The sequence below is a fragment of the Curtobacterium sp. 9128 genome (assembly GCF_007673775.1).
In the GTDB taxonomy this organism is placed as follows: Bacteria; Actinomycetota; Actinomycetes; order Actinomycetales; family Microbacteriaceae; genus Curtobacterium.
In genome coordinates this window covers 194,088-215,043 of the sequence record NZ_VEAF01000005.1, presented here as the reverse complement: position 1 = coordinate 215,043, position 20,956 = coordinate 194,088, and the positions used below count along the sequence as shown (strand labels likewise).

The 20,956-nt window shown below is 70.6% G+C and carries 20 protein-coding genes and 2 tRNA genes; 12 read left to right on the top strand and 10 right to left on the bottom strand.

From position 1 onward, the window contains the following. Window positions 1–76: 76 nt before the first annotated feature. The 3 genes from FS641_RS12445 (at window position 77) to FS641_RS12435 (ending at window position 3,208) form a co-directional block, all read left to right on the top strand. Window positions 77–1,513: a sensor histidine kinase gene (locus FS641_RS12445; RefSeq protein WP_144764244.1), complete on the top strand. Its 1,437-nt coding sequence runs from the start codon at window positions 77–79 to the stop codon at window positions 1,511–1,513. Window positions 1,514–1,691: 178 nt separating this feature from the next. Then, window positions 1,692–2,354 (top strand): response regulator transcription factor, encoded by a 663-nt coding sequence (locus FS641_RS12440; RefSeq protein WP_144764242.1) that lies wholly within the window; start codon window positions 1,692–1,694, stop codon window positions 2,352–2,354. Next, entirely contained in the window at window positions 2,351–3,208 is an 858-nt protein-coding gene (locus FS641_RS12435) for a DMT family transporter (protein ID WP_144764240.1), read from the top strand. The genes FS641_RS12440 and FS641_RS12435 overlap by 4 nt, the downstream gene beginning before the upstream one ends. On the opposite strand, the gene FS641_RS18140 is transcribed toward FS641_RS12435, so the two are convergent. After that, window positions 3,181–3,333, bottom strand: coding sequence for a hypothetical protein (locus FS641_RS18140; protein WP_186317740.1), 153 nt, complete (start codon window positions 3,331–3,333; stop codon window positions 3,181–3,183). The genes FS641_RS12435 and FS641_RS18140 overlap by 28 nt on opposite strands. A gap of 589 nt (window positions 3,334–3,922) precedes the next feature. After that, on the bottom strand, window positions 3,923–4,234 hold the full coding sequence (locus tag FS641_RS12430) for a hypothetical protein (protein WP_144764238.1): 312 nt from the start codon (window positions 4,232–4,234) through the stop codon (window positions 3,923–3,925). Between the two features lie 141 nt (window positions 4,235–4,375). Here FS641_RS12430 and FS641_RS12425 point away from each other — a divergent pair, with 141 nt between their 5' ends. Further along, complete coding sequence (locus FS641_RS12425) at window positions 4,376–5,224, top strand: aminoglycoside phosphotransferase family protein (RefSeq protein WP_144764236.1); 849 nt, start codon at window positions 4,376–4,378, stop codon at window positions 5,222–5,224. A 16-nt stretch (window positions 5,225–5,240) separates the two neighbouring features. Here FS641_RS12425 and FS641_RS12420 read toward each other — a convergent pair whose 3' ends face one another. Next, the gene (locus FS641_RS12420) at window positions 5,241–5,540 is read right to left on the bottom strand and encodes a Dabb family protein (RefSeq protein WP_186317739.1); all 300 of its coding nucleotides are present in this window, start codon (window positions 5,538–5,540) and stop codon (window positions 5,241–5,243) included. Window positions 5,541–5,665: 125 nt separating this feature from the next. After that, a tRNA-Gly gene (locus FS641_RS12415) sits at window positions 5,666–5,739 on the bottom strand. 37 nt (window positions 5,740–5,776) lie between these two features. Here FS641_RS12415 and FS641_RS12410 point away from each other — a divergent pair. The 5 genes from FS641_RS12410 (at window position 5,777) to FS641_RS12390 (ending at window position 9,045) form a co-directional block, all read left to right on the top strand. Next, a complete protein-coding gene (locus FS641_RS12410) occupies window positions 5,777–6,082 on the top strand; it encodes a hypothetical protein (RefSeq protein ID WP_144764232.1) in 306 nt (101 codons plus the stop codon). A 56-nt stretch (window positions 6,083–6,138) separates the two neighbouring features. Further along, a tRNA-Pro gene (locus FS641_RS12405) sits at window positions 6,139–6,215 on the top strand. Between the two features lie 35 nt (window positions 6,216–6,250). After that, window positions 6,251–7,561 (top strand): trigger factor, encoded by a 1,311-nt coding sequence (gene tig, locus FS641_RS12400; protein ID WP_144764230.1) that lies wholly within the window; start codon window positions 6,251–6,253, stop codon window positions 7,559–7,561. Window positions 7,562–7,729: 168 nt separating this feature from the next. After that, window positions 7,730–8,359 (top strand): ATP-dependent Clp protease proteolytic subunit, encoded by a 630-nt coding sequence (locus tag FS641_RS12395; RefSeq protein WP_144764229.1) that lies wholly within the window; start codon window positions 7,730–7,732, stop codon window positions 8,357–8,359. Between the two features lie 26 nt (window positions 8,360–8,385). Continuing rightward, complete coding sequence (locus FS641_RS12390) at window positions 8,386–9,045, top strand: ATP-dependent Clp protease proteolytic subunit (RefSeq protein ID WP_071298779.1); 660 nt, start codon at window positions 8,386–8,388, stop codon at window positions 9,043–9,045. A gap of 432 nt (window positions 9,046–9,477) precedes the next feature. Here FS641_RS12390 and FS641_RS12385 read toward each other — a convergent pair whose 3' ends face one another. Continuing rightward, on the bottom strand, window positions 9,478–10,092 hold the full coding sequence (locus tag FS641_RS12385) for a copper resistance CopC family protein (protein ID WP_144764227.1): 615 nt from the start codon (window positions 10,090–10,092) through the stop codon (window positions 9,478–9,480). 44 nt (window positions 10,093–10,136) lie between these two features. Beyond that, window positions 10,137–10,865: a YcnI family protein gene (locus tag FS641_RS12380; protein WP_144764226.1), complete on the bottom strand. Its 729-nt coding sequence runs from the start codon at window positions 10,863–10,865 to the stop codon at window positions 10,137–10,139. A gap of 197 nt (window positions 10,866–11,062) precedes the next feature. Between FS641_RS12380 and clpX the strand changes: the two genes are divergently transcribed. Next, complete coding sequence (gene clpX / locus FS641_RS12375; RefSeq protein WP_144764224.1) at window positions 11,063–12,343, top strand: ATP-dependent Clp protease ATP-binding subunit ClpX; 1,281 nt, start codon at window positions 11,063–11,065, stop codon at window positions 12,341–12,343. A 79-nt stretch (window positions 12,344–12,422) separates the two neighbouring features. On the opposite strand, the gene FS641_RS12370 is transcribed toward clpX, so the two are convergent. Both FS641_RS12370 and FS641_RS12365 read right to left on the bottom strand, forming a co-directional pair. Further along, window positions 12,423–14,447 carry a M3 family metallopeptidase gene (locus FS641_RS12370; RefSeq protein WP_144764222.1) on the bottom strand — a complete coding sequence of 675 codons (2,025 nt, stop codon included), beginning with the start codon at window positions 14,445–14,447 and terminating at the stop codon, window positions 12,423–12,425. 159 nt (window positions 14,448–14,606) lie between these two features. Continuing rightward, window positions 14,607–15,188 (bottom strand): TetR/AcrR family transcriptional regulator, encoded by a 582-nt coding sequence (locus FS641_RS12365; RefSeq protein WP_144764220.1) that lies wholly within the window; start codon window positions 15,186–15,188, stop codon window positions 14,607–14,609. A 125-nt stretch (window positions 15,189–15,313) separates the two neighbouring features. Here FS641_RS12365 and FS641_RS12360 point away from each other — a divergent pair, with 125 nt between their 5' ends. After that, window positions 15,314–16,153 (top strand): alpha/beta fold hydrolase, encoded by an 840-nt coding sequence (locus FS641_RS12360; RefSeq protein WP_144764218.1) that lies wholly within the window; start codon window positions 15,314–15,316, stop codon window positions 16,151–16,153. A gap of 75 nt (window positions 16,154–16,228) precedes the next feature. Here the strand turns inward: FS641_RS12360 and FS641_RS12355 are convergent, their stop codons facing one another. After that, window positions 16,229–16,480, bottom strand: a complete 252-nt coding sequence (locus FS641_RS12355; RefSeq protein WP_186317738.1) for a hypothetical protein — start codon at window positions 16,478–16,480, stop codon at window positions 16,229–16,231. A 29-nt stretch (window positions 16,481–16,509) separates the two neighbouring features. Beyond that, on the bottom strand, window positions 16,510–19,101 hold the full coding sequence (gene valS / locus FS641_RS12350) for a valine--tRNA ligase (RefSeq protein ID WP_144764216.1): 2,592 nt from the start codon (window positions 19,099–19,101) through the stop codon (window positions 16,510–16,512). Window positions 19,102–19,369: 268 nt separating this feature from the next. Between valS and proP the strand changes: the two genes are divergently transcribed. Then, on the top strand, window positions 19,370–20,956 hold the full coding sequence (gene proP, locus FS641_RS12345) for a glycine betaine/L-proline transporter ProP (protein WP_144764214.1): 1,587 nt from the start codon (window positions 19,370–19,372) through the stop codon (window positions 20,954–20,956).

Below are 20,956 nucleotides of genomic sequence, written 5' to 3'. Positions count from 1 at the left end.
GGGTAGGGGTAACCCCACCCCCGGTCCGGGAGAGGGCAGGATGTCGTGGAGAGCCCGCGATCGCGAGGCTTGACCCATGACCGACACCGACCGTCTCGACCAGGCCGCCACCGTGCCGCTCGACGACGCCATCGCCGCACCGTCCGGAGACCCGCAGCCGATGCCCACCAAGCCGCCGCAGCCGCCGCAGCCCTCCGCCGGCTCGTTCTACCGCGAGGCCTGGCGGCGTGTCCCGCGCGACTTCGGGTACATGGCGCTCACGGCGGTGCTCCTCTGCACGCTGTACGCCGTGTTCCCCACGGCGGTCTTCGGCGGCGGCTTCCACGACCTGTTCAACCCGTTCGTGCTGCTCATGTTCTTCATCGCGCTCTTCGTCGCACGGTGGCTCGGGCAGTTCGAACGGCTCCGCATCTCGTGGGCCGACCCCCGGCCGATCCGCCCGGTGGACTGGACGCCACGCTGGCAGCAGAACTGGTGGACACGCACGGGGTCCGCGGTCGCGAACCCGCACTACTGGCTCTACCTGCTGCACGCGGCCGTCGTGTACCCGCTGACCGCCCTCGTCACGGTCGGTGCCGGCGCGCTGCTCGTCGTCGGCTTCTTCGGGCCGGTCTTCGCCGGGTTCACCGCGCTCCGCTGGGGCTGGCAGATCAACGACTGGCTCCTGCGCAACAGCATGGACCAGAGCTGGGCCTGGATCCTCGGGGCCCTGGCTTGTGCCCTCAGCATGGCGGCCTCGGTCGTGCTGTTCCCGCTCTGGTCGCGCGGATCGGTCCTGGCGCACTACTGGATCGACTTCGGGTTGCTCGGTGGGTTCCGCGCCGAGGTGCTCGAGCGCCGCGTCGCCGGCCTGCAGGCTTCCCGCGCCGGTGCCGTCACGGCGGAGGGGCAGGCGCTCCGACAGATCGAGCGCGACCTGCACGACGGACCCCAGCAGCGCCTGGTCCGGCTGCGGATGGACCTGTCCGCCGCCGAGCGCGCCTTCGACAAGGACCCGGACAAGGCGAAGCAGCTCATCGGCGAGGCGTCCGAGCACGCCAAGGACGCCCTCGACGAACTCCGCGCGCTGTCCCGCGGGTTCGCGCCGCCGATCCTCCTCGACCGCGGGCTCGTCGCGGCGCTCGAGGCACTCGTCGCTCGGACCCCGATCCCCGTCGGCCTCGAGGTCCGACTGCCGGACGGACTGGAGCTCGCCAGCGAGATCCAGCGGAACGTGTACTTCACGGTGTCCGAGCTCCTGACGAACACGACCAAGCACGCCGGCGCGTCGACGGCGGGCGTGTACCTCGGGCTCGTCGTGGACGCCTCGTCGGTCTGGTACCTGACGGTGAGCGTCACGGACGACGGTGTCGGCGGGGCGAGCGTGCAGGAGGGCCACGGGATCGAGGGGCTGATGGGACGGATGCGGGCCCTCGACGGGGAGCTGACCGTGTCGAGCCCGGAGGGTGGTCCGACGGAGGCGACGGCGCGGATCCCGCTCGGGGCGCTGAACGGGGTGCCCGTCGCCAGCTGAGGTGGCGGTCGCCGGGGCGGGCGTCTCCTGGGGACGCGTCTCCTGGGGACGCGTCGCCCGGGCGGCGGTGTCCTGGGGACGCGTCTCCCGGGTGGTGATCTCCCGGGGATACGTCTCCCGGGTGGCGGTCTCCCGGGGACACGTCTCCCGGGTGGCGGTCTCCCGCTAGGGTTGGGGCATGACCGACGGCCCGGATGCAGCACGCATCCGGGCCGTCGTCGTCGACGACGCGGTCCTCCTCCGCGAGGGGCTGTCCCGCGTGCTCGACGAGGCGGGCATCGACGTCGTCGGACAGTACTCCGACGCCGACTCGTTCCTCGCGACCCTCCCGCAGGGCGCTCCCGACGTCGTCGTGATGGACGTCCGGATGCCGCCGACCTTCACCGACGAGGGCGTGCGCGCCGCCGTCGAGACCCGACGGCTCGCGCCGGCGACCGGTGTGCTGCTGCTGTCCCAGTACGTCGAGGCCACCTACGCCGAGGACGTCCTGGCCTCCGGCACCTCCGGCATCGGCTACCTCCTGAAGGACCGCGTCACCCGGCTCGAGGAGATCGACGACGCCGTCCGCCGCGTGGCCTCCGGCGGTACCGTGCTCGACCCCGAGGTCGTCACGCAGCTGATGAGCCGCCGCCGCGACCCGATCGCGGCCCTCACCCCGCGCGAGCGCGACGTCCTCGGGCTCATGGCCGAGGGACGGACCAACGCGGCCATCGCCCGCGCGCTCGTCATCGGCACCGGCGCCGTCGAGAAGCACGTGTCGAGCATCTTCGCCAAGCTCGCGCTCGAGGACACCGGCGAGGACCACCGTCGCGTCCTCGCCGTGCTCGCCTACCTCGGATGACCGGGCCCGCGCGGCTCCCCGCTCCGGTGCTGGCCTTCGCCGCCATCGTCTCCGTGCAGCTCGGTGCCGCGATCGCGAAGACCCGCTTCGACGAGGTCGGGTCCGTCGGCGCCGCCACGCTCCGGCTCGTGATCGGCGCGGTCGTCCTCGCGCTCGTCGTCCGTCCGCGCGTGCGGCACTGGACCCGCGCGCAGTGGCTCGGCGCCGTCGGGCTCGGGCTGGCGCTCGGCGGGATGAACGTCTTCATCTACCTGGCGTTCGCGAGCATCCCGATCGGTGTCGCCGTGACGATCGAGTTCCTCGGACCCCTCACTCTGTCGCTCGTGCACACCCGACGCTGGCGCGACGTGCTCTGGGCAGCCCTCGCGCTCGCCGGGGTCGTGCTGCTCGGCGTGGGACCGTCCGCCGTGACCGAGGTCGGGGGCGTCGCGGCCGCGGTGGCCGCCGCCGCGTGCTGGGCCGGGTACATCGTGATGAACCGGCACGTCGGGTCGATCATCCCGGGTGTCGACGGACTGGCGGTCTCGATGGTCGTGGCGATGCTCGTGTCGCTGCCGTTCGGCCTCGGATCGGCCGTCGCCGGCGTCACCCGCGACCCGTCGCTGCTCGTCGTGTTCGGCGCCGTCGCCGTGCTGTCGAGCGTGCTGCCCTACGCCCTCGAGATGCTCGCGCTCCGGCGCATGCCGACGCGGGTCTTCGGCGTCCTGCAGAGCCTCGGGCCGGCCGTCGCGGCCCTCGCCGGGCTCCTCGTGCTCCGCGAGGCGCTCTCGTTCGTGGAACTGCTCGCGCTCGCCTGCGTCACCGCGGCGAGCGTCGGCGTGACGGTCTACTCGTCGCGGAGGAAGTCCGCGTAGGTGGGTTCGTGCTGGTCACCCGACAGGAGCGCCGGGTCGTTGACCCGCCGCTCGACGTAGGCGGCGATGACCTCGGGTGGCGTGAGGACGTGTGCCACCCAGGACGGCACCTCGCTGCGTTTCATGGTGCCTCCTTCCGGTGGTGCGTTCGCGATCGATACCTCGATGATCGAGTTTCTTTGCGTACCGGTACTGCGTAAACGATCCCGCCCGGTCCGGGGGTGTGTCAATCGAGTGCGTCATACGGACCTTTCGCGGGATGGTGAGGCGGGGTGTGGGGGTGGGGTGCGGGGGTGGGGTGTGCGAGCGGGGCGTGCGGGGGCGGTGCGCGGGCGGGGCAGCACGGTGCGAGGTTGTTCGCGGCGCGGTCGGGTGGTGCCCGGTTAGTCGCCCCGTGCAGGGCGCTGACGTCGCACCACGCGTGCAACCTCGCACCGGCCGCCAACCTCGCACGGTGCGCCCGCGGATCGCCCGGCAACCTCGCACCGTGCGCCGCGGCATCGTCCGGTACTCGCGCAACCTCGCACCGTGCGCCGCGGCATCGTCCGGTACTCGCGCAACCTCGCACCGTGCGACCTTGCCCCGCACGGCGCCCACCCGCCGCCCGCCATCCCCGCACCGTGCGACCTCGCCCCGCACGGCGCCCGCCCGCCGCCCGCCAACCACGCACCGTGCGCCCCCGCGCACCGTGCGATCCCCGCACCTCGCCCCTCGTCACCGCTGCGGTCCGTGTTCCCGGTCGACCCGCAGCGTGCGGTGCTTCACCGCGGACCGCCACACCCACGCCTCGGCCTGCTGCCCGAACTGCGCCCACTCGACGAGCACCGCATCACGCGTCCAGCTCTTCGCGAACGCCTTCACCCGCACGTGGAACGTCGGGAACTGGATCCACGCCCACACCGGCATCGGCGTCACCGCGTGGCACGCGTCCTGACCGCGCGCGTCGTCCGACAGCGAGTAGGCGCGCGGGCGTTCGACCTCCGGGTGTTCCGGGGGCTGCCACCGGTTCTCGCGACGCCGTCCCACGACCGCTATTCGAACGTGTGTTCGAATGCTCCGTCAAGTCCGGCGCAGCGTAGTGCGGGTCGTGTCCACCCGCTTCGCGTGTCGCCCTCCACCCGGACTGGAGGCACGGCTCGCCCCCGACGGGTGCCGTACGGTGACGGGATGGATGCGGTGACGTGGGCCCGGTCGGCCCTGGCGGAGCAGGGACGGGAGGTCCGCGACGTCGTGGAGGTGCGCCGTCGCGCGTGGAGCACCATCTGGCGTGTCGGGACCGACGACGGCGACCTGTACCTGAAGACCGCGCCGGAGGTGATCGGCGTCGAGCCGGCCCTGCTCGAGGTGCTCGCGCTCCACGGCGTCCCGCACGTCCAGCGGCCGGTCGCCGCGGAGGGTCCCCACGTCCTGCTCCCTGACGGCGGCCCGGTCGTCCGGGAGGTCGACGAGCGCGACACCGTCTGGCACGAGGTGCTGCGCCACTACGCCGAGCTCCAGTGGGCCACCGAGCCCGCCGCTGCCGAGGACCTGGTCCGCGCCGGGGTGCCTGACCTGCGCCTGTCGGTGCTGCCCGAGGTGGCGGCCGAGCTCGTCGAGCGTTGGGCTCCGGAGCACCGGTCGGTCCTCGCGGTGCTCCGCGACGCCGCCGCCGAGCTCGACGAGCTGATGCCGATGGCCACCGTCGACCACGGCGACCTGCACACCGGGAACGCGTTCGCGCGCGACGCCGTGCCGTTCGACTGGGGAGACGCCTGCGTCTCGCACCCGTTCGCGAGCCTGCTCGTCGCCGGTCGCGAGGAGGTCCCGGGCGCGGTGGACGCCTACCTCGAGACGTTCTTCGGCGAGCCCGGCGTGGGGGAGGACCCGGACGTCCAGCACATCGTGCAGCTCGGCACGACCCTCGGCGTCGTTCCGCGGGTGCTCAGCTGGCAGCGGGCGATCGACGCCGCGGGGGATGCCATGCCGGTGGAGTGGCGAGCGTCACCCCGGACGTGGCTGGCGACCCTCGTCGAGTAACAGCGGTGTCGCGGCGCTACCGACCCTCGACGTCGAACACGACCACCTGTGCGCTGTTCGCACCGATGTGTTCGGCGACCGGGCGGTGCTCGTCGTGCGGGAGGTAGCCGGCCAGGGCCTCGCGGTCGCGGAACCCGACCACGAGCATCCAGTCGAAGTCACCTTCCTTGCCCTCGCTGCTGATGCTCGGGCCGGACTCGACGGAGAGCACCCCGTCGATCCGCGGGAGGTGCTCCTGGGCGATCGCGTCGGCAGTGGCGGCGGCGTCGGTGCCGTCCGCCCACTGGACCAGGACCACGTGTGTGACTGCGGGCATGCTGACTCCTTCGACATCGGGCAACTCGTGCAGCCTGCCACGGCGGCACGCGTCCGCTACCAGACACCGGGCCAGTGGTCGCAGGGCGACGACGGGGATCGAGCATCGGCGCAGTGCCGACTTCATGGAGGGGATGACGGGAATCGAACCCGCGTAGCCAGTTTGGAAGACTGGGGCTCTACCATTGAGCTACATCCCCGCACTACGCATGCTGCGTAGCGCCACCACTGTACCGGATGAACGACGCCCCCATGGTCCTCCTGCCGCCCGACGAGTCCTCCGCGCGGACGATCAAGCGCTTCCGGGTCCTGTCCTACGTGCTGGTCCTCCTCGCCGCCGTGGCGTTCTCCCTCCGCCCGGACCTCTTCGGCGACCCGCAGGCTCAGCCGTGGCATGCGCTCCTGCACGTCTGGCGGATCGTCGTCGGCGTCGTGCTGGCGCTCGCCGCCCTCGGGGTACAGGTCCTCGTCGGCGTCCGGTGGCGGCGGAGTTTGCACACACCCGACGAACCTCCCGGGAACCGGACACCGGCGGACCGCTAGACTCATCGGCGTCGCATGCGCCCCTCGGGTGTGCGCGAGCACCTGGCCCAGCGAAACGGGGCGTAGCTCAGCTTGGTAGAGCGCCCGCTTTGGGAGCGGGAGGTCGCAGGTTCAAATCCTGTCGCCCCGACCAGGACACACCACCGCCAACCATCAGGAGAACCCCCCTTGGCCAACAGCACCGTCGACAAGGTGAGCGAGACCCGCGTCAAGCTCACGGTGAACGTGACGCCGGAAGAGCTCAAGCCGAGCATCGACCACGCGTACAAGCACATCGCCGAGCAGATCAACATCCCCGGCTTCCGCAAGGGCAAGGTCCCGCCGGCGATCGTCGACCAGCGTGTCGGCCGCGGCGAGGTCCTGAACCACGCCGTCGGCGACGCGATCGACACCTTCTACCGCCAGGCGGTCGAAGAGCAGGAGCTCCGCATCCTCGGCCGTGCCGAGGCCGACGTGGCCGAGCTCCCGAACGTCAAGGACTTCACGGGCGACCTCGTCCTCACCTTCGAGGTGGACGTCCGTCCCGAGTTCGACCTGCCCGACTACAGCTCCTACGAGCTGACGGTCGACGCGGTGGAGGTCTCCGACGAGGAGATCGAGGAGGAGCTGCAGAACCTGCGCACCCGCTTCGGCACGCTCGTCACGGTCGACCGTCCGGCGACCAAGGGCGACTTCGCGCAGATCGACCTCACCGCCACCATCGGTGACGACGAGGTCGACTCGGCCACCGGCGTCTCCTACGAGATCGGCTCCGGCGACCTGCTCGAGGGCATCGACGAGGCACTCGAGTCCCTCACCGCCGGTGAGTCCACCACCTTCGAGTCCAAGCTCGTCGGCGGCGACCGCGAGGGCGAGACCGCGCAGATCGCCGTGACCGTCACCGCCGTCAAGGAGCGCGAGCTCCCCGAGGCCGACGACGAGTTCGCGCAGATCGCCAGCCAGTTCGACACGATCGACGAGCTCAAGGGCGACCTCAAGGAGCAGATCAAGAAGTCGAAGACCTTCGGTCAGGGTGCTGCTGCCCGCGACAAGCTCGTCGAGAAGCTCCTCGAGGACGTCGAGATCCCGATCTCCGAGAAGCTCATCGAGGACGAGGTCCACCGTCACCTCGAGCAGGAGAACCGTCTCGAGGACGACGAGCACCGCAAGGAGGTCGCCGAGTCCAGCGAGACCGCCTTCCGCTCGCAGATCCTCCTCGACTCCATCGCCGAGAAGGAGTCGATCCAGGTCTCGCAGGAGGAACTGACCCAGTACCTCATCCAGGCCGCTGCGCAGTACGGCATGGAGCCCGGCGAGTTCATCAAGGTGATCGACCAGAACGGCCAGATCCCCGGCATGGTCGGCGAGGTCGCCCGCTCGAAGGCCATCGCGACCGTCCTCGCCAAGGTGACCGTCAAGGACACCGAGGGCAACGACGTCGACCTCTCCGCGTTCACCGCGGGTGTCGCCCAGGAGCCCGTCACGGCGGACGCCGAGTAGTCCGGCTCCCGACGCGACCAGCGTCATGAACAGGAGGCGCGGTGCCAGCTGGCACCGCGCCTCCTGTGCGTTTCCGGGCGCGCGCATTGCCGACAGCGAACAGGCGCGAAGTGGTGCGTTGCAACCGATAAGTTCGACATCAAGCGACAACTGAACGGGAGCTTTTCCATGGCCGAAGCAACACTGAACCCCAGTGTTTTTGACCGCCTTCTGAGAGACCGGATCGTGTGGCTCGGCTCCGAGGTCCGCGACGACAACTCGAACGAGATCGCAGCCAAGCTGCTGCTGCTCGCCGCCGAGGACCCTGAGAAGGACATCTACCTCTACATCAACTCGCCCGGTGGTTCGATCACCGCCGGCATGGCGATCTACGACACGATGCAGTTCGTGCCGAACGACATCGTCACGGTGGGCATCGGCCTCGCCGCCTCGATGGGGCAGTTCCTGCTCTCGTCCGGCACGCCGGGCAAGCGCTACATCACCCCGAACGCGCGTGTGCTGCTGCACCAGCCGTCCGGCGGGTTCGGTGGCACCGCTGCCGACATCCAGACGCAGGCCAAGGTCATCCTCGACATGAAGCAGCGGATGGCCGAACTGACCGCCGAGCAGACCGGCAAGACGGTCGAGCAGGTGCTCAAGGACAACGACCGCGACAACTGGTTCACGGCGCAGGAAGCGCTCGAGTACGGCTTCGTCGACCACCTCCGTGCGTCCAGCGCCGAGGTCATCGGCGGCGGCGGCACCGTCAGCGACGGCGAAGCCCCGACCGCGGCAGCCGAGCCCGACGCCCAGTCCTGACCACCACCGAAGAAAAGGAAACGAGAATGCATCTCCCCATGCTCGGTGGCGCGCAGAACGTCCCGGCTCCCACCGATCGGTACATCCTCCCGAGCTTCGAGGAGCGCACGGCCTACGGCTACAAGCGGCAGGACCCGTACGCGAAGCTGTTCGAGGACCGCATCGTGTTCCTCGGCGTCCAGGTCGACGACGCGTCGGCCGACGACGTCATGGCCCAGCTGCTCGTGCTCGAGTCGATGGACCCGGACCGCGACATCGTGATGTACATCAACTCGCCCGGTGGCTCGTTCACCGCGATGACGGCGATCTACGACACGATGCAGTACATCCGCCCGCAGATCCAGACGGTCTGCCTCGGCCAGGCTGCCTCGGCTGCGTCGGTGCTCCTCGCCGCCGGTACCCCCGGCAAGCGGCTCGCACTGCCGAACGCCCGCGTGCTCATCCACCAGCCCGCGACCCAGCAGGGCGGCGGCCAGGCGTCCGACATCGAGATCCAGGCGGCGGAGATCCTCCGCATGCGCACCTGGCTCGAGGAGACGCTGTCGAAGCACTCGAACAAGACGGCCGAGCAGGTCAACCACGACATCGAGCGCGACAAGATCATGTCCGCGGCCGAGGCCGTCGAGTACGGCCTGATCGACCAGGTGCTGACGAGCCGGAAGAACCTCCCGGCACTCGTCAAGTAGCACGCCACGAAGGGCCCCGCACCGACTGGTGCGGGGCCCTTCGTCGTGCGCCGCGCGGCCGCCCGCCCGAGGTTCCGGAATTCTGGCATCTCGAGGGGACGGACGAGCGTGTTGCGGAACCTCGGGAGAACGCGCACGGCAAGTCGTGGAACCCGGGGGAGCGTGCAACATCACGGGGCGAGGGCACCGGCCTGGAGGCTCGGATCACGTCCGCCCCGCCGCCTCGGCCTGCCCGGTGGCCGCGTCCGCCCGCCTGGAGGCCGCCGCCGCCCGCCCACTGGTCACGACACACCGCGGGGTGCGACTCGAGCGGTCGCATCCTGTCGCTGTGCGACGAACCCGGCGACGAGTCCCGACCGCTCGGCGGACGTGAGCGGGGTGTCGTGACCACTCGACGTGACGGGACGCGGGCGCGGGCGCTGGCGTCAGGCGTCAGGCGTCGGTGTCGTCCTCGGGGTCGGGGGAGGGCGCCGGACGTCGACGGACGAGGAGCAGCACGGCGACGACCGCCGCGACGAGGACGAGGCCGCCCGCACCGATGAAGAGCGCGTCCGACGCCGTGGAGTCGCCGCCGCCCGAAGCCGTGCCCGTCGTTGCGTCGGGCGACGACGACGAGCCCGCCGCGGCGCAGGTCGGGGGCGTCGCGGAGCCCTTCGCGGGGGAGAAGCCCGCCGGCGCCTTCCACGTGAAGGCGTACTCGTCGGACACGGTGTGCCCGTCGGCCGAGACGATCTGCCACTCGACCTCGTACCGGCCGGAGGCACCGAGCGCGGCCTTCGTCGTCATCGAGGGGCCGTCGATCGCGACGCAGCCGTCCTCGTAGTACCGCTTGTCCGGTCCGACGATGCGGTAGGCGAAGCCGGAGCCGGTGCCGCCGATGTCGAGGAGCTTGTCGTTCGTGGTGATCTCGAACGCCTTCGGCAGGGACGTCAGCGTGCCGTCGACCTTCGGGGTCGAGGCGATCATGTAGTTGTGCGCACTCGCGGGACCCGCGAGCCCGAGGACCGCACCGCCCGCGATCGCGACGGTCGCGGCGGACGCGGCCACGAGCCTCCAGGCCCGTGACCGCGCGCGCGTCGGCGTCCTGGTCGTCACTTGGTGCTGCGGCGTCTGGTCGCGGCGACCGCGACGACCAGGCCGGCCGCTCCGAGGACGAGGCCACCGAGGCCGAGGAAACGGCCGACGAGGTCGGGCTGGGTGCTGGTCGTCGCGGCGTCGTCGGAGGACTGTGCTGCGGCCGTCGTCGCGTGGGAGTCGTCGTCGGCGGTGCCGGTGCTCGCGGCGGTCAGGGTGATCGACGGCGCCGGGTGCTCGGGCTCGGCCTGCCCGGCCTTCTGCGCCTGGTCCCACTCGGTGGAGCCCTGCTCGCACGTCTGGGTGACGGGCAGCTCGACCACGTCGCCGGCCTTGCCGTCGGGGAGCGAGAAGGACAGGGAGAACGTGTCGCGCTCGTCGGCGGGGAGCGGGGTCTTCGCCGTGTAGGTGACGCTCGTGACGCGTTCGCCGGCGTCGGCCTGGGACTCGTCGTCGGCCGAGGCGGACGGGCTCGTGTACGGCTCGGTCGTCTTCGTGATGTCCCAGTTCGGGTTCACGGTGGGCGTGACCTCGATCACCGAGGACGGGACGTGGAACTGCAGCTTCGTGGTGGGCGAGCCGTTGCAGCCGTGCGGCACGGAGAACGTCGCGGTCGTGTACGAGCCGGCAGCGGTCGACGTGCTGGTCGCCTCGACGTGGGCGCTGGCGGATGCCGCGGTGCCGAGGACGATCGCGGCTGCGACACCGAGGGTGGCGACGCCGCCGACGGCGAGGCGCTTCTGCATGGGGTTCCCTTCACGACGGTTCTACATGTTGTAGAGACTACGAGGACACCGTAGCAGGGCCGAACGCCCTCGGCGAACGCGGGTTGGGAAACGCGCACGGCGTCGCAGTCGGTGTCGGAGGATGCGGTTAGGCTCGTCATCACGACGACCTCGTGCACGGTGGGAACGGTGCACGGCGACCAGGGAAGGCTGCGAGCATGGCACGCATCGGAGAGAGCGGGGACCTCCTCAAGTGCTCCTTCTGTGGCAAGAGCCAGAAGCAGGTACAGCAGCTGATCGCCGGTCCCGGCGTGTACATCTGCGACGAATGCGTCGAGCTCTGCAACGAGATCATCGAGGAGCGCCTGGCCGAGGCCAGCGACGAGACCGGCAGCGGTGAGTTCGAGCTCCCGAAGCCGCGCGAGATCTTCGACTTCCTGCAGGAGTACGTCATCGGGCAGGACCCGGCCAAGCGTGCCCTCGCCGTCGCCGTCTACAACCACTACAAGCGCATCCGCGCACAGGGGCAGATCACGGCCGCCGAGGACCGCGACGACGTCGAGATCGCGAAGTCGAACATCCTGCTGATCGGCCCGACGGGCTGCGGCAAGACCTACCTCGCGCAGACCCTGGCCAAGCGCCTCAACGTCCCGTTCGCCGTGGCCGACGCCACCGCGTTGACGGAGGCCGGGTACGTCGGCGAAGACGTCGAGAACATCCTGCTCAAGCTCATCCAGGCGGCCGACTACGACGTCAAGCGCGCCGAGACCGGCATCATCTACATCGACGAGGTCGACAAGATCGCGCGCAAGGCCGAGAACCCGTCGATCACACGCGACGTCTCGGGCGAGGGCGTGCAGCAGGCGCTGCTCAAGATCCTCGAGGGCACGGTCGCCTCGGTGCCGCCGCAGGGCGGTCGGAAGCACCCGCACCAGGAGTTCATCCAGATCGACACGACGAACGTCCTGTTCATCGTCGCCGGGGCGTTCGCGGGGCTCGAGGAGATCGTGTCCTCCCGTGTCGGCAAGCGCGGCATCGGCTTCGGTGCGCCGCTGCACAGCCCGCTCGACCAGCAGGACCTCTTCGCCGACGTGCTGCCGGAGGACCTCCACAAGTTCGGGCTGATCCCGGAGTTCATCGGCCGCCTCCCCGTCGTCACCACGGTCTCGCAGCTCGACCAGGCCGCCCTCATGCAGATCCTGACCGAGCCGAAGAACGCCCTCGTGCGGCAGTACCAGCGGATGTTCCAGATCGACGGCGTCGAGCTGGAGTTCGACCAGGGAGCGCTCGAGGCGATCGCCGACCTCGCCGTGCTGCGCCAGACCGGTGCTCGCGGCCTCCGCGCGATCATGGAGGAAGTGCTCGGGCCGATCATGTTCGACGTGCCGTCCGACGACGACGTCGCCCGGGTCGTCGTGACCCGTGCGTCGGTGCTCGAGAACGCGGCGCCGACCATCGTCCCACGGGCGCGGGCGAAGCGCGTCGAGAAGTCCGCGTAGCGCGAGCGAACCGCAGAACGGACACAGCACCGAGGAAGTCCTCGGTGCTGTGTCCGTTCCGCAGTGCGTCGCCGCCCGCCTACTCGAGCCCGCGGCGACGCAGCAGGGGGCCGACCTCGGCGTCGCGACCGCGGAACGCGCGGAACGCCTCGATCGGGTCCTGCGAGCCGCCGACACCGAGGAGCATCGTGGCGAAGCGGCGACCGGCAGCGCGGTCGAGCCCGCCGTGGTCACGGAACCACTCCACCGTGTCGGCGTCGAGCACCTCGCTCCAGATGTAGCCGTAGTACCCGGCGTCGTACCCGCCGGAGAACGTGTGCGCGAAGTACGTCGACGAGTACCGCGGCGGCACCGCGTGGACGTCCACCCCCGCGTCCGCCAGGGCTTGGCGCTCGAACGCCTCGACGTCGGTGACCGCGTCCGCCTCGGCCTTCGACAGCCGGTGCCACGCCTGGTCGAGGAGCGCCGCGGCGAGGTACTCGGTCGTGGCGAAGCCCTCGTTGAAGCCGGCCGAGTCGCTCAGGCCCAGCACGAGCTCCGGCGGCATCGGCTGCCCGGTCTCGTGGTGCTTGGCGTAGTTGGCCAGCACCTCGGGCCAGGAGACCCACATCTCGTTCACCTGACTCGGGAACTCCACGAAGTCGCGCTCGACGTTCGTCCCGGAGAACCGCGGGTAGGTGGTCCGGGCGATGAGGCCGTGCAGCGCGTGGCCGAACTCGTGGAACAGGGTCTCGACCTCGTCCTGGACGAGGAGCGTCGGGGACCCGGCAGCGGGCTTGGCGACGTTGAGGTTGTTCACGACGACGGGCAGCGTGCCGAGCAGCGCGGACTGCTCGACGACGGGGTTCATCCACGCGCCACCGCGCTTGCCGTCCCGCGTGTACAGGTCGAGCAGGTACAGCCCGACGGGCTCGTCGTCCTCGTCGGTGACCTCGAACACGCGGACGTCGGCGTTGTAGCCGTGCAGGTCGGGGCGCTCGTTGAACTTCAGGCCGTACAGCGCCGTGGCGGCGAAGAACACACCGTCGTGCAGGACACGGTCGGCCTCGAGGTAGGGGCGCAGCGCCGAGCTGTCCGCGGCGAACTGCTCACCGCGCAGGATCTCCGTCGCGTACGCCCAGTCCCACGACTCGATGTCGAACCCGACCGCGCGCGACCGCACCGCGCGCTCGTCGTCCGCGTTCTTCGCCGCGGCGGGCGTGAGCGAGGAGAGCAGCCCGGCGACGGCCTCCGGGTCGCCAGCGGTCTCGTCGGCGGTGACGACCGAGGCGTGGTCGGGGAAGCCCAGGAGCTCGGCACGCTCGGCGCGGAGGCGGACGATCCGGAGGAGCACGTCGCGGTTGTCGTGCTCGTTCCCGCGGCGACCGCGGGCGAGGGAGGCGCGCATGATGCGCTCGCGGAGGCCGCGGTCGGTGAGCGAGGCGAGCCACGGGTGCCCGGTGTAGAGCGGCAGCGTGATGAGCCAGCCATCGAGTCCGCGGTCGGCCGCGGCGCCGGCGGCGGCGGACTTCGCGCCGTCGTCGAGCCCGGCGAGCTCGCCCTCGTCGGTGACGTGCACCGCCGAGTCGTTGGTGTCCTCGAGCAGGTTCCGCTCGAACGTGGTGGTCAGCGTCGAGAGCTCCTGGTTGATCGCGGTGAGCCGCTCCTTGCCCGCGTCGTCGAGCCCGGCGCCGGCGAGGGTCATCTCCGTGGAGGTCCGCTCGACGAGCCGGAGGTCCTCGCCGGTGAGACCGTCGACGACCGCGGTGTCCCGGACGGCCCGGACCCGGTCGTACAGCCGCGTGTCGAGGGTGATCGCGTCGCGGTGGGCGGCGAGCAGCGGGGACACCGCGGCCTCGATGTCGTGCAGCTCCGGCGTGGAGTCCGCCGACGTCAGGGTGAAGAACACCATGCTCACCCGGGCCAGCAGCTGGCCGCTGCGCTCCAGCTTGACGAGGGTGTTGTCGAACGTGGGCGGCTCGGGGTTCGTGGCGATCGCCTCGACCTCCGCGCGCTGTTCGGCCATGCCGGCCTCGAACGCGGGGCGGTGGTGCTCCGGACGGACCGCCGCGAACGGGGGGAGTGCGTACGGCAGGGGACTCGGTTCGTCGAACGGCGTCGTCATCACCCCACCCTACGGGGCGGTGTCCGGCGTGCCCCGACCGCGCGGATGCGGGGCGGCGCCCGCCGGACCACGACCGCCCGCCGGACCACGACCGCCCGCCGTGTCCCGACCGCCCGCCGCGCCGAGGCCGCCCGACGCTCCCGACCGCCCGGCGTGCCCCTACCGCGTGGCGGCGTCGATGAGCGTCGCCGCGGCCCGTCGCGCGTGGCGGGCCGGCGCGGTGTCGCCCGCGATCGCCGCCGTCGTCTGCGCCCCCTCGGCGAGGAGCGCCAGCTGCGCGGCGAGCTCGTCGGCGGTCGTGGGATCGGACACCGCCGACGCGGTCAGTGCGGCGACGTAGCGCTGGAACGACTCCTTGTGTGCCCGGGCGATCTCGGCCACGGCCGGTGAGGTCGCGCCGAGCTCCCCGAAGGCGTTGATGAACCCGCACCCGCGGAACGTCGCGTCGCCGAACCAGGACTCCAGGAAGTCGTACATCGCGAGGAGCTTGTCCCGTGGTGATCCCGCGGCGTCCACGGCCTGCTCGATGCCCCGCTCCCAGACGTCGTGGCGTCCGGCGAGGACCGCCGCCACGAGGTGGTCCTTGCCCGGGAAGGCGGCGTAGAGCTTCTTCAGGGAGACCCCTGCGCTCGTCCGGATCTCGTCCATCCCGACGGACTGGATGCCGCGGGAGTAGAAGAGGTCATCGGCGACGTCGACGATGTGGGCCTTCGTGTCGGCCTCGATCGCACTCGCACTCATCGTCCGTACCCCGTTCGCTGCGTGTTCACCGTCACCGAGTTGCAGTGGGAACGGTCGTTCTCTACTGTAGGCCACATCGACAGAGAACGACCGTTCTCTGCAGAACCGCCAGGGAAGGACCGCTCATGGGTGAGATCACCGTCGGGACCGAGAACAGCGCCGACATCCGTCTGCACTACGAGGACAAGGGGACCGGCCAGCCGATCGTGCTGATCCACGGCTTCCCCCTGGACGGCAACTCCTGGGAAGGGCAGATCCCGCCGCTGCTCGACGCCGGGTACCGCGTCGTGACGTACGACCGCCGCGGCTTCGGCCAGTCGTCGCAGCCGGCCACCGGGTACGACTACGACACCTTCGCGGACGACCTGCACACCGTGCTCGAGACGCTCGACCTGCGCGACGTCATCCTGGTCGGCTTCTCGATGGGCACCGGCGAGATCGCCCGGTACATCGGCCGCCACGGCGAGGACCGCATCGCCAAGGTGGCGTTCCTGGCCTCGCTCGAGCCCTACCTCGCGATCACCGACGACAACCCCGACGGCGCCGGCCCGATGTCGTTCTTCGAGGGCATCGCCGCCGACGTGAAGAAGGACCGGTACGCGTACTTCACGAACTTCTACCAGGACTTCTTCAACCTCGACGAGAACCTCGGCTCGCGCATCTCCGAGGAGGCCGTGCGCAACGCCTGGAACGTCGCCGCCGGGTCCGGTTCGATCGCCAGCGCGGCCGCACCGCTGACCTGGCCGACCGACTTCCGCGAGGACATCCCGAAGGTCACCGTCCCCGCGCTCATCGTGCACGGCACGGCGGACAACATCCTGCCGATCGACGCCACCGGTCGCCGCTTCACCACGGCCCTGCCGCACGCCGAGTACGTCGAGATCGAGGGTGCTCCGCACGGCCTCCTCACGACGCACACCGCCGAGGTGAACGAGGTCCTGCTCGGCTGGCTCGCGAAGGCCTGACCCGTCAGAAGGCCTGACCCCGTCATGACGAACGCCCCGTGCTGCAGCAGCAGCACGGGGCGTTCGTCGTCGCGCTCAGTCCTCTTCGGGAGCGTCGTCCGGGTCGGTCACCTGGGCGTGGCCGAGCGCGTCGAGGTGGATCGACGTGCCGTCGTCCAGCTCGACCCGCGGCTTGCCCTCGAGGTACGTGAGCGTCCAGCCCCACCCGGCCGTGTCCACCGACTGGTCGACCAGCTCGGTCTCGACCTGCCGCACCGCGACCACCAGGGCCTCGTCGAGTCGTGCCGGCGCCACAGCGCCGACGTTCCATCGCGTTCCCAGCTGCATCCGAGCCTCCTGTCCGTGCCGTCGCGACCCTAGGCGGGCTGCTCGGCCAGCTCGATCTCGGTGACGGCGAGCTCCGGCCCGTCCACGAACGACAGGTCCTGGATGCGGCCGACGGCCGCCAGGTCGACCGCCGCGCGCTCGACGAGCGCGCGCGTCTCGGCGGGCGCAGCCACGACCGCGCGGGTCACCGGCGTCTTCTGGGACGCCTTCGCAGCGGTCTTCGCGCCGCGGATGCCGATGAGGGCCTGCCCGACGGCGGCGAGGAGTCCGGTCTCGGCCGCGTCGACCGGCAGGTCGGCGACGGTCGGCCAGGAGGCCCGGTGCACGCTGGTGTCGTGGGTCCAGGCCCAGACCTCCTCCGTGGCGAAGGGCAGGAACGGCGCGAGCAGACGGAGCTGCACGTCGATCGCGGCGCGGAGCGCCAGGACGGCGCTCGCCTGGGTCTCGTGGGTCGCGTCCGGTGCGGTGCCGTAGGCACGCTCCTTGACCAGCTCGAGGTAGTCGTCGCAGAACGTCCAGAAGAAGCGCTCGGTGACCTCGAGGGCACGGGCGTGGTCGAAGCCCTCGAACGCCGCGGTCGCCTGCTCCACCGTCGTGCGGAGTGCGGCGAGCATGTCGACGTCGAGCGCCTCGGTCACGGCGTGCGCGCCGGTGGGCAGCTCGAACCCGTAGACGAACTTCGCCGCGTTGAGGACCTTGATCGCCAGACGCCGGCCGACCTTGATCTGCTTCGGGTTCTGCGGGTCGAAGGCCGCGTCGGTGCCGAGCTTCGAGGACGCTGCCCAGTAGCGCACCGCGTCGGCTCCGTGCTGCTCGAGGATCGAGAGCGGGGTGACGACGTTGCCCTTGGACTTCGACATCTTCTTGCGGTCGGGGTCGACGATGAAGCCGGAGATCGACGCGTGCTTCCACGGCACGGTGTCGGCCTCGAGCTGGCTGCGGAGCACCGTCGTGAACAGCCAGGTGCGGATGATGTCCTGCGCCTGCGGGCGGACGTCGTACGGGTACACCAGGTCGTACAGCGCCGGGTCGGACTCCCACTTGCCCGCGAGCTGCGGGGTGAGCGACGAGGTGGCCCAGGTGTCCATGACGTCGAGCTCGCCCTGGAACCCGCCGGGGACACCGCGCTGGTCCTCGGTGAAGCCGGGGGCCGGCTCGGCGGCCGGATCGACGGGGAGCTGCGCCTCGGACGGGACGATCGGCTGGTCGTACACCGGGTTGCCGTCGGCGTCGAGCGGGTACCAGACCGGCAGCGGCACGCCGAAGAAGCGCTGGCGGGAGATGAGCCAGTCGCCGGAGAGGCCGCCGACCCAGTTGTCGTAGCGGACGCGCATGAAGTCCGGGTGGAACGCGATCTCCTCGCCGCGTTGCCGGAGCGTCGCCTTCAGCGACTCGTCGCGCGCGCCGTTGACGATGTACCACTGCCGGGTCGAGACGATCTCGAGCGGCTTGTCGCCCTTCTCGAAGAACTTCACCGGGTGCTGGATCGTCCGCACCTCACCGATGAGGTCACCGGACTCGGTCAGCGCGTCCACGACGACCTTCTTCGCCGAGAACACGGTCTTGCCGGCCATCTCGGCGTAGAGCGCACGACCGCGCTCGGACTCGATCCAGGCGGGCTCGTCGGACCGGACCCGGCCGTCGAAGCCGATCACCGCACGGTTCGGCAGCTGCAGCTCGCGCCACCAGACGACGTCGGTGGTGTCACCGAAGGTGCAGACCATCGCGATGCCGGCGCCCTTGTCCTGCTGTGCGAGGTGGTGGGCGAGGACCGGGACCTCGACGTCGAACAGCGGGGAGCGAACGGTCGTGCCGAAGAGGTCCTGGAAGCGCTCGTCGTCCGGGTGTGCGACGAGGGCGACGCACGCGGGGAGGAGCTCGGGACGGGTGGTCTGGATGACGACGTCGCCCTCGCCGTCCGTGCGGTGGAACGCGATGCCGTGGTACGCGCCCGGCATGTCGCGGTCCTCGAGCTCGGCTTGCGCCACCGCGGTGCGGAAGGTGACGTCCCACAGGGTGGGGGCGTCGGCCTGGTACGCCTCGCCGCGGTCGAGGTTGCGGAGGAAGGCCCGCTGCGCGCTCGCGCGGGAGGTGTCGTCGATGGTGCGGTACGACTGCGTCCAGTCCACCGACAGGCCGAGCGTGCGGAACAGGTGCTCGAACTGCTGCTCGTCCTCGACGGTCAGCCGCTCGCACAGCTCGATGAAGTTGCGGCGGGACACCGGCACCTGGTCGGCGGCCTTGCTCGACTTGCCGTCGCCGCCCTCGAACGGCGGGACGAACATCGGGTCGTAGGGGAGCTGCGGGTCGCAGCGGACGCCGTAGTAGTTCTGCACGCGGCGCTCGGTGGGCAGGCCGTTGTCGTCCCAGCCCATCGGGTAGAAGACGTGCTTGCCGCGCATGCGCTCGAACCGGGCCTTGAGGTCGGTGTGCGTGTACGAGAACACGTGCCCGATGTGCAGCGACCCGGATGCCGTCGGCGGCGGGGTGTCGATCGAGTACACGGCGTCCTTCGTCGCGCTGTCGCGGTCGAACCGGTACGTGCCGTCCTGCTCCCAGGCGGGCCCCCAGACGTCCTCGAGACCGTCCACTGTGGGCTTCTCGGGCATGGGCTTCGACATGGCTGCGCCTTTCGATCGGTATGGGCGGCACCGAGTCCGTGGTGAGGTGCCTGACGTGTCCGCGCTCGCGCGCGGTGCACCAATCGTACCGGGGCCCGGCGACCTCCCGTCCGCATCGCTCGACCGGTGCTACCACACCCCCACTTCGAGATCGCCGAACCGACCTGGTAGGCTTCCGGAGTTTGTTCGGCGAGCGTCAGGCGTTCGCGGTCGCGACGTCGCTTGCTCGTCGGACTCCCGAAGGCAGCCACAGCAACCGGAGGACGATTTGGCACCGAACGACACAACCGCACCGCACGAGGGGCGCCACCACGGCGACCGCCCCGTCCGGTCCAAGGGCGCCGCGAAGCGCGCTCGGCGCAAGCTCACCTCGGACGACGTCACCGTCGTCGAGGAGTCGCTGCTGAAGCGAGCCGTCGCCGCCGCGGCACTCGGCAACGCGATGGAGTGGTTCGACTTCGGCGTGTTCGCCTACCTCGCGACCACCATCGGCCAGGTGTTCTTCCCGTCGGACAACCCGGCCGCGTCGACGATCTCCGCGTTCGCGACGTTCACCGCGGCGTTCCTGGTCCGCCCCATCGGTGGAGCGTTCTTCGGCCCGCTCGGCGACCGGATCGGTCGGCAGAAGGTCCTCGCGCTGACGATGATCCTGATGGCCGCCGGCACGTTCGCGATCGGTCTGCTGCCCGGCTTCACCCAGATCGGCATCTGGGCAGCGGTGCTGCTCCTGCTCGCCCGACTCCTGCAGGGCTTCTCGACCGGTGGTGAGTACGGCGGCGCCGCGACGTTCATCGCGGAGTTCGCGCCGGACCGTCGACGGGGGTTCATGGGCTCCTGGCTGGAGTTCGGCACGCTCGCCGGCTACGCGCTCGGTGCCTCGCTCGTCACCGGTCTGCAGTTCTGGCTCCCGGAGTCGGAGATGCTCAGCTGGGGCTGGCGCATCCCGTTCCTCGTCGCCGGGCCGCTCGGCCTCATCGGGCTCTACCTGCGGCTCAAGCTCGAGGAGACCCCGGCGTTCCAGAAGCAGCAGGAGGCCGCCGCCGAGCGGGAACAGCAGAAGACCCCCGTGCTGCGGCTCTTCGCCGAGCACTGGCGGTCGCTCCTGGTCTGCATCGGCCTGGTCCTGGTCTTCAACGTGACCGACTACATGCTGCTGTCGTACATGCCGACCTACCTCGAGCAGAACCTCGGCGGGAACGCGACGACGGGGCTGCTCCTCATCGTGATCGTGATGATCATCATGATGGTCGTCATCACGTTCGGTGGACGGCTGTCCGACCGGTTCGGCCGTCGCCCGGTGCTCTTCGCGGGCTGCATCGGCTTCTTCGTGTTCTCCTGGCCGGCCGTCAAGCTCCTGCAGGCCGGCACCGGGTGGTCGGTCTTCGCGGGCCTGCTCATCCTCGGCGTCCTGCTGGTGACGTTCACCTCGACGATGCCCTCGACGCTCCCGGCGCTGTTCCCGACGATCATCCGGTACGGCGCACTGGCGATCGCGTTCAACGTGTCGGTGTCGCTCTTCGGTGGCACGACGCCGCTCGCGACCGAGGCGCTCGTCGCCGCCGCGAAGGGCGCAGGTGTGCCGTGGGCGCTCGACATCCCGGCGTTCTACCTGATGGCGGCCGCCGTGATCGGGTTCGTCGCGGTGCTGTTCACCAAGGAGACCGCGGCCACACCGCTGATGGGCTCCGGCCCGACCGTGACGAGCGAGGAGGAAGCCGCCGCGATCATCGAGGAGTACAACGACCCCTCGTCGGAGTTCGCGCAGTCGGACTGGGCGAAGGAGTTCTCCACGAGCGAGATCCCGATCGTCTCCGGCGACGGCCCCGCACCCGATCGCGCGCCGACGGGGTCCTGA

Excerpts from the sequence above, each read along its gene's own strand:
- FS641_RS12445 (WP_144764244.1), top strand. The coding sequence starts at position 77 with ATGACCGACACCGACCGTCTCGACCAGGCCGCCACCGTGCCGCTCGAC.
- FS641_RS12440 (WP_144764242.1), top strand. The coding sequence starts at position 1,692 with ATGACCGACGGCCCGGATGCAGCACGCATCCGGGCCGTCGTCGTCGAC.
- FS641_RS12435 (WP_144764240.1), top strand. The coding sequence starts at position 2,351 with ATGACCGGGCCCGCGCGGCTCCCCGCTCCGGTGCTGGCCTTCGCCGCC.
- FS641_RS18140 (WP_186317740.1), bottom strand. The coding sequence starts at position 3,333 with ATGAAACGCAGCGAGGTGCCGTCCTGGGTGGCACACGTCCTCACGCCA.
- FS641_RS12425 (WP_144764236.1), top strand. The coding sequence starts at position 4,376 with ATGGATGCGGTGACGTGGGCCCGGTCGGCCCTGGCGGAGCAGGGACGG.
- FS641_RS12420 (WP_186317739.1), bottom strand. The coding sequence starts at position 5,540 with ATGCCCGCAGTCACACACGTGGTCCTGGTCCAGTGGGCGGACGGCACC.
- FS641_RS12410 (WP_144764232.1), top strand. The coding sequence starts at position 5,777 with ATGAACGACGCCCCCATGGTCCTCCTGCCGCCCGACGAGTCCTCCGCG.
- FS641_RS12395 (WP_144764229.1), top strand. The coding sequence starts at position 7,730 with ATGGCCGAAGCAACACTGAACCCCAGTGTTTTTGACCGCCTTCTGAGA.
- FS641_RS12390 (WP_071298779.1), top strand. The coding sequence starts at position 8,386 with ATGCATCTCCCCATGCTCGGTGGCGCGCAGAACGTCCCGGCTCCCACC.
- FS641_RS12380 (WP_144764226.1), bottom strand. The coding sequence starts at position 10,865 with ATGCAGAAGCGCCTCGCCGTCGGCGGCGTCGCCACCCTCGGTGTCGCA.
- clpX (WP_144764224.1), top strand. The coding sequence starts at position 11,063 with ATGGCACGCATCGGAGAGAGCGGGGACCTCCTCAAGTGCTCCTTCTGT.
- FS641_RS12370 (WP_144764222.1), bottom strand. The coding sequence starts at position 14,447 with ATGACGACGCCGTTCGACGAACCGAGTCCCCTGCCGTACGCACTCCCC.
- FS641_RS12365 (WP_144764220.1), bottom strand. The coding sequence starts at position 15,188 with ATGAGTGCGAGTGCGATCGAGGCCGACACGAAGGCCCACATCGTCGAC.
- FS641_RS12360 (WP_144764218.1), top strand. The coding sequence starts at position 15,314 with ATGGGTGAGATCACCGTCGGGACCGAGAACAGCGCCGACATCCGTCTG.
- FS641_RS12355 (WP_186317738.1), bottom strand. The coding sequence starts at position 16,480 with ATGCAGCTGGGAACGCGATGGAACGTCGGCGCTGTGGCGCCGGCACGA.
- valS (WP_144764216.1), bottom strand. The coding sequence starts at position 19,101 with ATGTCGAAGCCCATGCCCGAGAAGCCCACAGTGGACGGTCTCGAGGAC.